Source organism: Staphylococcus massiliensis CCUG 55927 (genome assembly GCF_000298075.1).
In the GTDB taxonomy this organism is placed as follows: Bacteria; Bacillota; Bacilli; order Staphylococcales; family Staphylococcaceae; genus Staphylococcus; species Staphylococcus massiliensis.
In genome coordinates, this window is record NZ_JH815593.1 from 519,457 (window position 1) to 531,603 (window position 12,147).

Sequence of the window (12,147 nt, forward strand, 5' to 3'; positions counted from 1 at the left end):
CAAATACTTTTTACATTTTTGTTCATTAAAAAAGCTCGAGCCTAGATAGCTCAAGCTTTTTAACGTTTATTCAATTGACATAAGGTATGCACCTTTTTCAATTTCTTTTGCTGAAGTGGTTTCAATCTTACGTTCACTACTATTTGTAAAGATGATAGGCGTAATATCGCTCTTCGCATGTTCACGTATATATTCAAGATCAACGCGAAGTAACGGTGTACCTACTTCAACCTTAGAACCCGCTTCAACTAATACTTCAAATCCCTTACCTTCAAGCTGCACTGTTTCAAGACCAAAGTGAATTAATAACTCAACGCCACTATCAGACTTTAAACCTATTGCATGTTTTGTTGGAAATACGAGCTCGACAGTACCATTAAATGGAGCAACCACTTCCCCAGTTATTGGTTTAATGGCAATACCTTCACCCATGAGCTTGTCACTAAATACTTGGTCAGGTACGTCACTTAAAGGCACAATTTGACCTTCAATTGGCGACATAACCTCCGTCTTATCTGTGATGTAAGTTGCCTCATCATCGTCAGTTACAGCCGTTTCTTCAGGCGAAGTAATACGTCCAGCAATAATTTCTGCGATATCATGTTTTAATTGATCCGATTTAGTACCAAAAATAGCTTGCATACTATTTCCTACTTCAAGAACGCCAGATGCTCCAAGATCCTTTAACGCTTGTACATTAACTGAAGGTTTATCTTTAATTTCAACTCTTAGTCTCGATATACAAGCATCAAGATGAACAATATTAGTTTTACCACCAAGAGCAGTTAGTATTTTGAACGGTAGATCATTTATTTTAGCATTTGAAGATGATCCACTGTCATCCTCTCTTCCAGGAGTTTTTAAATTAAATTTCTTAATTGCGAACGTAAATACAAAGTAATAAATAACTGAATAACATAAACCTACCGGAATTACGTATAGAGCATTACTTCTATCAAAAGTTAGTAAGCCATATAATATATAGTCAATTAGCCCACCTGAGAACGTCATGCCTATTTTTACATCTAAAAGATGCATGATTAAGAAAGATGATCCAGCAAGTAGAACGTGAATTCCATATAAAATTGGAGCGACAAACAAGAATGTAAATTCGATTGGTTCTGTGATACCTGTCAAGAAAGCCGTTAAGCCAGCTGACAACATTAACCCACCTACAACTTTCTTACGCTCAGGTCTTGCTTGACGATACATTGCATATGCTGCTGCTGGTAAACCGAATATCATAAATGGGTATTTACCTGTCATAAACGCCCCTGCAGTAAATTCAACCATATCTTTACTTTGAGCTTGCCAGATTGCAGTATCTCCGTGTACCACATTTCCAGCTTTTGTCGTATATTCTCCAAATTCAAACCAGAAAGGTGCGTAAAAAATATGATGTAGTCCAAATGGTATTAGTGATCTCTCAATGATGCCAAAAACTAATGTAGTTAATGTTAAGTTTTTATCAATCAAGAAATTTGAAAGTCCATTTAAACCACTTTGTATAGGTGGCCAAACAAAACTCAATGTAATACCTACCAAGATAGCTACAACACTCGTAATGATAGGCACAAATCTCTTACCTGAGAAGAAACCTAAAAATGGTGGTAACTCAATGTTGTAGTATTTGTTATAACACCATGCTGCGAGTGATCCCATTATGATACCACCAAACACCCCACTTTGAAGTGTAGGTATACCTAGAACTAAAGCATAACTTTGCGGTTTATTACCTTGATTCAGTGTTTCTTGACCTTCAGGGTACGAGAAAATATCATCAATCGTAATTCCCAAAATCTTGCTTATAGTTATATTCATAATTAAGTATCCAATTACAGCTGCTAATGCGGCTACACCATCTCCGCCTGCTAAACCTATAGCTTTACCTATAGCGAATAATAATGGTAAGTTACTAAAAATAATATCTCCAGCTGATTCCATTATTGAGGAAATCATCAAAATTATATCATTTTCTAACCATGGCATTATATTCACTAACTTTGGATTATGTAAAGCGTTACCAAGCGCGAGCAATATCCCTGCAGCAGGTAAGATAGCTACTGGTAACATTAATGCTTTACCAATTCTTTGTAATAATGCAAAAGCCTTTTTCCACATATATGTAACCTCCTAAATCTAAGATGACTTTGACAACAAAAAAAGGCATGAGTAAATAACGAGATTGTTTACTCGCTATCACTCATGCCTGATCGAATCAGTTACACGTTTATTGTTGCGTTAGATTATGTATATGTAATGTGAGGTACATAACCTCAGCCTCATAAATGTCAACATTCAATTGTTGTTGCATCATCTTCATTATCTTAACGGCTATATTATAGCACCTCGGATAATGGTTTTGCAATACATTTTCAAATTCGCATTGTTTTTTTACAATATCACCATGACGTAGTCGCTTTATTAAGAAATTGATATGCCTAATGAACCTATGATATGGAATACCGAGTTTATCAACTTCAATTTTAAAGTCACTTTCAATGATTTGAACACAGAGTAGGATGAGCTCATTCGTCTGACTCAATTCTTTTAATGATTCTGATTGCTTATTAGAAGCGATATGTAAAGCAATAAACCCAATTTCATCATCTGGAAAGCGTAGATATAACGACTCACTAAGTTGTTTAATTAATTTATCAGCGATTTGGTAATCATCTGGTTACAATTGCTTAATTTCATTTTGAAAAGGATTATAGATAATCTGCCCTTCTTTAATACGTTTTATAGCGAAGATTAAATGATCGGTTAAAGATAACATAAGCGCATTCATTTTAGATGCATCGCAATAGTCCTTAACTATATTCACCGCATCAATAATAGCGTGAATAATATAATCCTCAGTTATCTCTACCAATGCTTTATAATGCGCTTTGTCACGTTCAGTTTTAAGCGTATAGACTTTTTCAATCAAGGTCGTATCAGATAACACCATGCCCCGTTTCTTATTAAAACCTATGCCTTTACCAATGAGAACCACTTCTTGATCCTTGAAAGTACATATTAAGACATTATTATTGAGCACCTTTTGAATATTATACTTTCTCAAAGCGGTCACCTTCTTTTTAGATATCAAGCAAAATTATATATGGTTTCACACGATAATAAAAGCACTTTTTTAACAAACATGTTCCAATAGATTGACGATTATTAAATTTAAGTGTATTTAGACATTAAATCACTAGTTTTTTATATAAATAAATATATTTAGTGTTATAATACTTAATAATTATATATCTAAGGGGTATGTATATTGAAAAAGTTAAGCATCTTTATTATTATAACTATATTTGTATCAGGATGTTCAAACTTCTCTAAAGAAGACCTAGATGGCTATTGGGAGGAAAAATTCAACACAATGTATCATGAGGAAATAGATGATTTACACTTTGATGCGGAAAATGATAAATATCATCTTATCTCAGAAGCTATGACGATTGATGAAGGCAAATTTGAAATTAAAGGTGAGAAAATCATTCTTAAAAGTCATCGCGGAAAAGAGCGTCAAGTTATCCTTATTAAAGATAATGGTAAGTACCTTCAATTCAAGGATAAAAAATATAAGAAATTTAAATAAGTTAAAAAGCCTAATTTCTACATCCAATGTGTCACTCTAGTATGACACGATATAGAAATTAGGCTTATTATATGAGTTTTATTTTTTCTTCTTGTCTTCATCGCTACCGATAGCTATACCAATTGCTAAACCAGCACCTATTCCAAGCGGGAATGGCATTAGCATACTAAATACAACTGAGAACAGAAATGAAAACGTAATTAAGTTTTGATTGTCTTTAATGAACTGTTTCATTTTGAATCAAAATTATTTCTTTTTATCTTTCTTTTTCTTCTTCTTATCTTTTTTCTTTTGCTTGTCTGGATTTTGATCAATTTCATTTTGTTTTAATCCAGCTAAAGTACCGATAATCGCTGCTAATACAGGAAGAACTAAAATGAATACAACATTAAAAGGAATTGTGTCTTGAATAGGTAATTCATTTTTTCTTCTCATATTAGGATGCGTGTCATTAGAGAAAGCATCTGTGTTCGTATTCGTAGCTGGTCGATTATCTTCCTTATTTAATTCATTATTAAACTTTTTTTCTTCACTCATATATATCGTCCCCTTTTATGTGTTATTTCACCAATACCCACTTTTAAATAAAATGACACGTAAAAAGTAAAAAAAGATGAAATCCATATAGGATTTCATCTCATCGTTTAATGCTTTTTAAGTTTATTTTCGTATTCTTCAACAGTTTTAGCATCTTTACCCCAACATTCAATACCGAATAAATTAATTTCTAATTCTTCTGGTCTAAATATAGGGCGTTTGCCAGCTTTTCGTTGACGTTGATAGTCTTTCATTACTGAAAAAGCAATGTTAGATAGACCAATAATCGCGATAATGTTGACGATTGCCATAAGACCCATGAATAAGTCAGCAGTACTCCATACCGTTTCAGTCTTAACGACTGCACCGACAAATACAAGTACGACAACTAAACAGCGGAATACGAATAGAATCGCTTTATTACGTGATAAAAATTCGATATTAGACTGGCCATAGTAGTAGTTACCTACTAAAGATGAAAATGCGAATAATGTAATCGCAACAGTTAAGAATATGCCACCGAAACTACCTAGATGCGCATTTAAAGCAGTCTGAGTTACTTCAACACCTTGAGGTGCCTTTTCACCAAACTCTAAACCAGAATAAAGTAAAATCATGATTGCAGTAGCTGTACAAACAAGCATCGTATCAAAGAATACGCCTAATGATTGAATTAAGCCTTGTTTAACTGGGTGAGATACGGCTGCTGTAGCGGCTGCGTTTGGAGCAGAACCCATACCTGCTTCGTTTGAGAATAAACCACGTTTAACACCTTGCAGTACCGCAAAGCCAACGCCACCGCCAATGACTTGATTCATACCAAAAGCACTTTGGATAATCATGACTAACATTGGAATGACTTTATCAATATTTAAAATTAAAATGATGAATACGATAGCGATATAAATCAGTGCCATGATAGGTACGATAGTAGAAGACAATTTCGCTATGCTTCTCACACCACCAAAGATAATCACACCTGTAAGTATCGCTAACACAATCCCTGTAATAATAGGACTAATATGATACTGAGTCTTAAGTGATTCAGCAATCGTATTAGATTGCACTGTATTAAATACGAATGCGAAAGTCACGGTAATTAATACCGTAAATACAATACCTAACCACTTTTGATTTAAACCTTTAGTAATGTAATAAGCTGGTCCACCTCTAAAGCCACCGTCTTTATCTGGTACTTTGTAGACTTGCGCTAACGTTGCTTCGACAAAAGCACTTGCTGCACCGATGAATGCAATGATCCACATCCAGAATACAGCACCTGGTCCACCGAGTACGATTGCTGTAGCTACCCCAGCAATGTTTCCAGTACCTACACGTGACCCAGCACTAATCGCAAATGCTTGGAATGGCGAGATACCTTTTTTACCAGTATCTAACGTTTCAGGTTTTTCTGTTAAAGCACGGAACATTTCTTTAAACCATCGGAACTGAACGAATCTTGAACCGATTGTAAAGAAGAAGCCAACAGTTAATAATAAACCTATGAGGTACTGTGACCATATTAATTCATTCCCGACTTCAACAAACGTTTTAAACCAGCCAGGAATGAAATCATCAAAATTTTTCAATGTTGATCCCTCTCATCCATGTAAAATCATACTAAAATTTATCATTTATTATAATATGATATACATTTTATCATCAATTACATAAAGTGACTATTATTTTTTTAATTATGATCACTAATAATCATATATGATATATCACCAAATTCTTTTATATCAACGATAAATGTACCATTTGTATATTGTTCAGATAAATGAATATCTTTATTAGCACCTTCATGGACTTTTCCTGAAGTGGACACGATTTCATAAGATGTATCCGCTTCACGACATGTTTTCGCATCTACAATACGATGCGGTTGTTTCTTCAATTCTTTAAGCAATGTTAAACCACGTTGGGCGCGCTTGGCTTTTGCTAAAGTGTTATAACCAATACGCTTAATTGCACCACGTTGCGTCACCATTAAGATAGTATCCGCTTCACTAACAGCGTCTGTCATTACGACGAAATCCTCGTCCTTAAGGTTAATCGATTTCACACCAGCTGCTCTTAGACCTGTATCAGAGAGCTCAGATGCGTCATAAGTTAACGACATGCCCTTGTGTGTGAGCACTGTTAATGTCTTGTCTGAAGTAATCTTAAAGACGGAAATAACATCATCCTGATCTTTCATACGCATTGCGATGAGTGGCTTCGTATAACGAGATGACTTGAATAAACCGATATTACTCTTCTTAATCATGCCGTTACGCGTCGCAAGCACATAATAACCGTCGTCTTTAAAGTCGTTCTCGGTATACATATTAATCATTTTCTCATCATCATCGATCGGAACAATTTGAGACACGTGTTGACCTAAATCTTTCCACTTGATGTCAGAGAGCTTATGAACAGGAATATTTAGGTAACGCCCTTTATTCGTAAACACAAGTAGTGTTTGTTGCGTGTGACCTTCAATATATTTGAGAAGCGTATCTTCATTCTTAAGGCCAACTTCAGTAACACCACTTGCATTAAAGCTTCGAATTGATGTGCGTTTAATGTAACCGTCGTGCGTTAAGCTTATGATAACGTCCTCTTTCGGCACAAGGACTTCTTTATCGATTTTGATTTCTTCGATTTCAGCCTCAATGACTGATAGACGATCTTCTTTATAAGTTTTTTGAATGTCTTTTAACTCAGACTCAATCACGCTAAGTAATGCGTCGTGGTTATCTAAGATTTCACGTAAGCGACTTATGAGGTTCTCAAGCTCTTCATGTTCATTCTCTAAAGCAACGATATCTGTATTCGTTAAACGGTAAAGTTGTAACATGACGATGGCTTCAGCTTGTGCTTCCGTAAAGTCATAGGTTTCTACAAGATTGTCTTTCGCGTCTTTCTTATTTTTAGAGTTACGGATGAGTTGAATGACTTCATCAAGTATCGATAACGCTTTCATTAAACCTTCAACGATATGCATACGCTTTTCAGCTTGGTTTAAATCGTAACGTGTACGTCGTGTCACAACTTCAATTTGGTGGTTTAAGTAGCTATCAATCATCGCTTTAATACCCATTAACTTAGGACGACCTTCACTGATTGCAACCATATTAAAGTTATAAGCTACTTGTAAATCCGTATTCTTATATAGGAAGTTAAGGACAGAAGATGGATTCACATCTTTCTTAAGTTCAATCGCGACACGTAAACCTGTACGGTCTGTTTCATCACGAACCTCAACAATACCATCGACCTTTTTATCAGCGCGTAATTCGTCAATCTTCTTAACTAACGCACTTTTATTCACTTCAAAAGGTATCTCTGTCACAAGTAATTGCTTACGACCGCTGCGTAACTTGTCCACTTCAACTTTAGAGCGTACAACAATTTTACCTTTACCTGTTTCGTAGGCTTTCTTAATACCGTCTATCCCTTGGATTATACCACCTGTAGGAAAGTCCGGTCCCTTTAACGATTTCATAAGTTGGCTAACCGTAATATCCGGGTTCTTAATATATTTAAGTGTCGCTTGAATAACTTCATTTAAATTATGAGGTGGAATATCCGTCGCATAACCTGATGAAATACCTGTAGAACCATTTACAAGTAGGTTTGGAAATCTTGATGGTAATACCATAGGTTCTTCTTCAGTATCATCATAGTTCGGCATGTAATCGACAGTGTCTTTATTAATATCTCTTAAAAGCTCTTCAGATAGTTTACTTAATTTAGCCTCCGTATAACGCATCGCAGCAGGCGGATCATTATCAATACTACCGTTGTTACCATGCATTTCGATTAAGAGATGACGTAGTTTCCACTCTTGACTTAAACGAACCATCGCGTCATATACGGATGTATCACCATGAGGGTGAAATTGCCCAATTACGTCACCAACTGTCTTGGCACTTTTACGAAAATGTTTATCATACGTGTTACCGCTAGAATACATCGCATATAAAATACGGCGTTGTACCGGCTTTAAGCCGTCTCTAACGTCAGGTAACGCACGTTCTTGAATGATATATTTACTATAACGTCCAAAGCGATCACCAATCACATCTTCAAGAGGTAAGTTTTGAATGATCTCACTCATGAGTTATCCCCCTCTTCATATTCAGTTTTATCCATGATGTGTACTTCATCACTCTCTAGAATGCTTTGTTCTTCTTGTAAGCCAAATTCTACATGACTCTCTATCCATTCGCGACGTGGAGCAACTTTGTCACCCATTAATGTCGATACGCGTTTAGAAGAACGTACTTCGTCTTCAATTTGAACGCTAATTAATGTACGTGTTTCAGGGTTCATTGTTGTTTCCCATAACTGATCAGGATTCATTTCACCAAGACCCTTGTAACGTTGTAAAATGACACCTTTACCAAGTTTCTTTTGTAATTGAGCCAGTTCATCTTCCGTCCACGCATATTCGACTTTCTTCGTTTTACCCTTACCTTTTTCGAGTTTAAATAAAGGAGGTAATGCGATAAATACACGTCCCGCTTTAACGAGCGGTCGCATATATTTAAAGAAGAACGTCAGTAAGAGCACTTGAATGTGTGCTCCATCCGTATCGGCATCAGTCATGATAATCACGCGATTGTAATTACTATCCTCTAACTTAAACTCATTACCGACACCTGCACCGATTGTATGGATAATCGTATTGATTTCTTCATTTTTGAAGATTTCTTCAAGCTTAGCCTTTTCCGTATTAATGACTTTACCACGAAGCGGTAATATCGCTTGGAATTTACGGTCACGGCCTAATTTAGCCGAACCACCTGCTGAGTCACCCTCAACAAGATATAATTCGTTCTTATCCGTATTTTTACTTTGCGCAGGCGTTAATTTACCTGATAATAATGTATCCTTACGTTTATTCTTCTTACCAGAACGTGCGTCTTCACGTGCTTTACGTGCTGCTTCACGCGCTTGTTGGGCCTTAATGGCCTTTTTCACAAGGGCTTTAGATAATTGCCCTTTCTCCTCTAAATAATAAGGCAGTTTCTCAGCCACAATTTGATCCACGGCACCTCTTGCTTCATTCGTACCTAATTTAGATTTCGTTTGACCTTCGAATTGTAAGAGATGTTCAGGAATACGCACTGAAATAATCGCCGTTAAACCTTCGCGAATATCATTACCTTCAAGGTTCTTATCCTTAGCTTTCAGTTCGCCGATACGTCTCGCATAATCGTTAAACATGCGCGTCATCGCCGTTTTAAAGCCAACTTCATGCGTACCACCATCTTTAGTACGTACGTTGTTCACGAAGCTTAGAATACTTTCTGAGTATTGATCATTATATTGAAAAGCCACGTCTACTTCGATTTGATTTGCTGTACCTTGAAACATAGTTACATCGTGCAAGATTTCTTTACCTTCATTAACATATTCAACGAACGCCTTAATACCTTCTTCATAATGATACACTTCTTCGCGTTCCTTACCTTCACGATGATCCGTTAACGTAATTTTAAGGTCTTTTAAAAGGAAAGCCGACTCTTGTAAACGTTCGCTTAACGTTTCGAAATTAAACTGTTGCGCTGATTTGAAGATATTTGGATCAGGTAAGAATGAAACTTTCGTTCCTGTCTTACGTGTTTTACCTTCCTTCTTAAGTCCAGTCGCAGGATGTCCACCGTTCTCAAAACGTTGACGGAAGATCGTGCCATCCCTATGTATCTCAACTTCTAACCATGCACTTAGCGCATTAACAACAGATGCACCTACACCGTGTAAACCACCTGAAGTTTTATAGCCACCTTGGCCAAATTTACCTCCGGCGTGTAGCACTGTGAAAATGACTTCAGCAGTCGGTTTACCAGAAGCATGAATACCTGTAGGCATTCCACGTCCATTATCTTCTATAGATATACTTTCATCTTTATTAATAGATATTTTAATTTCATTTCCAAATCCGTTTAAAACTTCGTCTACAGAATTATCTACAATTTCATACACGAGATGATGTAGACCTCTTTTATCTGTAGAACCGATGTACATACCAGGTCGCTTACGTACGGCCTCTAAGCCTTCTAAGACCTGTATGGAGTCATCGGAGTAATTCATTTGATTGTTTCTTGCCAATCGATTCGCCTCCCACAAACATACGTTCGTTACAAAAACTATACAATAGTTATTTTTATATAAAATCACTTAAAATGCAAGCATCTAACCGAATTCACGTGATGAAAATACTAGATTTTATCTTCAAATTCGTGTATCTTGATTAAGGTATGTTACAATGGTTTTAGGTTAATAAAGGATGTGAGATAATGACGCTTATTTTAACATATGGAATTATGTTTTTGCTCAGTTACCTTATAGGCGCATTTCCAAGTGGTTTTGTAATTGGTAAACTGTTTTTCAAAAAAGACATTAGAGATTATGGAAGCGGTAATACTGGTGCTACCAATAGTTTTAGGGTACTTGGAAAACCTGCTGGATTTGTAGTTACATTTCTAGATATCTTCAAAGGTTATATCGTCGTATTCTTTCCGTTATGGTTTAACGTTGAAGTATCAGGTATAATTGTAGGAATATTTGCCATTTTAGGACATGTTTATCCGATCTTCTTAAAATTTAGAGGTGGTAAAGCTGTTGCTACAAGTGCCGGCGGTCTCTTAGCATTTAACCCAATATTTTTACTTATTTTACTCGCAATTTTCTTTGTAATTTTATATCTTACTAAGTACGTATCTTTATCTAGCATTATCGCGGCTATTTGTTGCGTCATTGGATCTATCATCTTATGGAACTACGCTTTAATCATCGTGAGTTTTATAGTCGCAGCCGTACTCATCTTTAGACATCGCTCTAATATTGTACGTATATTTAAAGGTACTGAACCAAAGATTAAATGGATGTAATTTGAATTCAAAATTAACGCCAGAAATCACGTCATGTGGTTTCTGGTTTTTTAAGTTCGATTACTTTAATATCAAAATAATTCAGTGTTATAATTTACCTATCAAAATAAAAATACCAAATCGGTATGAAAGGATGATTGCATGCAATTTGAACTTACTTCACAAGCAGTTGAATGGTTTAAGAAAGAACTTGAGTTACCAAGCGAAAATAAAGTGCTACTATTTTACGTGCGTTATGGTGGCGAATTTCAATTAAAAGCTGGATTTAGCCCTGCCTTTACAGTAGAACCTAAAGATGACGTTGATGCTGGCTTTGAAGACAAATACGATGATTTAGAAATTGCAATACCTGAAAAAGATGTTTGGTATTTTGAAGATGATCACCTAGTAGTAGACGTTAATGAAAACGACGAAATCACATATAACGTTAAATAATATAATTAAATGGGTCTGAGGACATATTGCCACAATTCCCTTAAACAGCATGCTTTCCTGGGGCATGGCCGGAGCCTGTAGTCTCCGGTCTCATGCTATTCCCCTAGGAGTCAGCTGTTTCGAGAATTGCTTGAAATAAAGCTTAAATGCTCTATTTCACTACTTGTTTCCTCAGACCCATTATTAATATTATTGTTCAATATCAATACCATCTACAACTTCGAAGTCTACGCCTTCTTTATTTTTCTGATTGATATACGCATATACACGATGCCATTCTGGGAAATAACGATCTAAACGAATTGGCTTAAATGAATCTTTTTGAATACAAATATTATCCGTGTACCCTTTCGTAACAACCTCGTCATCCTCGTTATAGATTTCATATTGATAACGTGAACGTATACGTGAATAACTAGATACCCAAGTCTTAACACGTACGACGTTTGGATATGTCACTGATTTTACATAATCAATATGTAAGACTGTGACAGGAGATACCACGCCTGCTTTTTCCATTTCAGTATAATTTAAGCCTAATTTTAATATGTAATCTGTGCGCGCTACTTCAAACCAAGTGGCATAATTACCATGATAAATGACACCCATTTTATCTGTTTCTTGGTATCTTGATGGAATTGTCGTAATACTGTAAATCATTGATTACACCTCATTCACTAAATTTATGATTTTTTA

At 35.8% G+C, this 12,147-nt stretch carries 10 protein-coding genes and 1 pseudogene; 3 read left to right on the plus strand and 8 right to left on the minus strand.

The window, feature by feature from the left end:
- Positions 1-66: 66 nt before the first annotated feature.
- Positions 67-2,121 carry a glucose-specific PTS transporter subunit IIBC gene (gene ptsG / locus A33S_RS0102865; RefSeq protein ID WP_017176527.1) on the minus strand — a complete coding sequence of 685 codons (2,055 nt, stop codon included), beginning with the start codon at positions 2,119-2,121 and terminating at the stop codon, positions 67-69.
- A 109-nt stretch (positions 2,122-2,230) separates the two neighbouring features.
- Positions 2,231-3,067, minus strand: a pseudogene (locus A33S_RS11535) (PRD domain-containing protein).
- A 204-nt stretch (positions 3,068-3,271) separates the two neighbouring features.
- Between A33S_RS11535 and A33S_RS0102875 the strand changes: the two are divergent.
- Positions 3,272-3,595, plus strand: coding sequence for a hypothetical protein (locus A33S_RS0102875; protein WP_009383967.1), 324 nt, complete (start codon positions 3,272-3,274; stop codon positions 3,593-3,595).
- Between the two features lie 78 nt (positions 3,596-3,673).
- Here the strand turns inward: A33S_RS0102875 and A33S_RS12170 are convergent, their stop codons facing one another.
- From A33S_RS12170 to parE, 5 genes are all read right to left on the minus strand, one after another.
- Entirely contained in the window at positions 3,674-3,829 is a 156-nt protein-coding gene (locus tag A33S_RS12170) for a hypothetical protein (protein WP_017176530.1), read from the minus strand.
- A 12-nt stretch (positions 3,830-3,841) separates the two neighbouring features.
- Positions 3,842-4,132 (minus strand): hypothetical protein, encoded by a 291-nt coding sequence (locus tag A33S_RS0102885; protein WP_009383966.1) that lies wholly within the window; start codon positions 4,130-4,132, stop codon positions 3,842-3,844.
- Positions 4,133-4,239: 107 nt separating this feature from the next.
- A complete protein-coding gene (alsT, locus tag A33S_RS0102890; RefSeq protein WP_009383965.1) occupies positions 4,240-5,721 on the minus strand; it encodes a glutamine transporter AlsT in 1,482 nt (493 codons plus the stop codon).
- A 101-nt stretch (positions 5,722-5,822) separates the two neighbouring features.
- Positions 5,823-8,237 carry a DNA topoisomerase IV subunit A gene (parC, locus tag A33S_RS0102895; RefSeq protein ID WP_017176531.1) on the minus strand — a complete coding sequence of 805 codons (2,415 nt, stop codon included), beginning with the start codon at positions 8,235-8,237 and terminating at the stop codon, positions 5,823-5,825.
- Positions 8,234-10,216: a DNA topoisomerase IV subunit B gene (parE, locus tag A33S_RS0102900; protein ID WP_162129657.1), complete on the minus strand. Its 1,983-nt coding sequence runs from the start codon at positions 10,214-10,216 to the stop codon at positions 8,234-8,236. Before parE ends, parC begins: the two co-directional genes overlap by 4 nt.
- A 206-nt stretch (positions 10,217-10,422) precedes the next feature.
- Between parE and plsY the strand changes: the two genes are divergently transcribed.
- Together plsY and A33S_RS0102910 are read left to right on the plus strand one after the other, a co-directional pair.
- Complete coding sequence (gene plsY, locus A33S_RS0102905) at positions 10,423-11,016, plus strand: glycerol-3-phosphate 1-O-acyltransferase PlsY (protein ID WP_017176533.1); 594 nt, start codon at positions 10,423-10,425, stop codon at positions 11,014-11,016.
- 141 nt (positions 11,017-11,157) lie between these two features.
- Positions 11,158-11,451: a HesB/YadR/YfhF family protein gene (locus A33S_RS0102910; protein WP_009383961.1), complete on the plus strand. Its 294-nt coding sequence runs from the start codon at positions 11,158-11,160 to the stop codon at positions 11,449-11,451.
- Between the two features lie 189 nt (positions 11,452-11,640).
- On the opposite strand, the gene menI is transcribed toward A33S_RS0102910, so the two are convergent.
- A complete protein-coding gene (menI, locus tag A33S_RS0102915; protein ID WP_009383960.1) occupies positions 11,641-12,111 on the minus strand; it encodes a 1,4-dihydroxy-2-naphthoyl-CoA hydrolase MenI in 471 nt (156 codons plus the stop codon).
- Positions 12,112-12,147 lie beyond the last annotated feature (36 nt).

Bases quoted from the DNA above. Each gene is read 5' to 3' on its own strand.
- ptsG (WP_017176527.1), bottom strand. From the start codon at position 2,121: ATGTGGAAAAAGGCTTTTGCATTATTACAAAGAATTGGTAAAGCATTA.
- A33S_RS12170 (WP_017176530.1), bottom strand. From the start codon at position 3,829: ATGAAACAGTTCATTAAAGACAATCAAAACTTAATTACGTTTTCATTT.
- A33S_RS0102885 (WP_009383966.1), bottom strand. From the start codon at position 4,132: ATGAGTGAAGAAAAAAAGTTTAATAATGAATTAAATAAGGAAGATAAT.
- parC (WP_017176531.1), bottom strand. From the start codon at position 8,237: ATGAGTGAGATCATTCAAAACTTACCTCTTGAAGATGTGATTGGTGAT.
- parE (WP_162129657.1), bottom strand. From the start codon at position 10,216: ATGAATTACTCCGATGACTCCATACAGGTCTTAGAAGGCTTAGAGGCC.
- plsY (WP_017176533.1), top strand. From the start codon at position 10,423: ATGACGCTTATTTTAACATATGGAATTATGTTTTTGCTCAGTTACCTT.
- A33S_RS0102910 (WP_009383961.1), top strand. From the start codon at position 11,158: ATGCAATTTGAACTTACTTCACAAGCAGTTGAATGGTTTAAGAAAGAA.
- menI (WP_009383960.1), bottom strand. From the start codon at position 12,111: ATGATTTACAGTATTACGACAATTCCATCAAGATACCAAGAAACAGAT.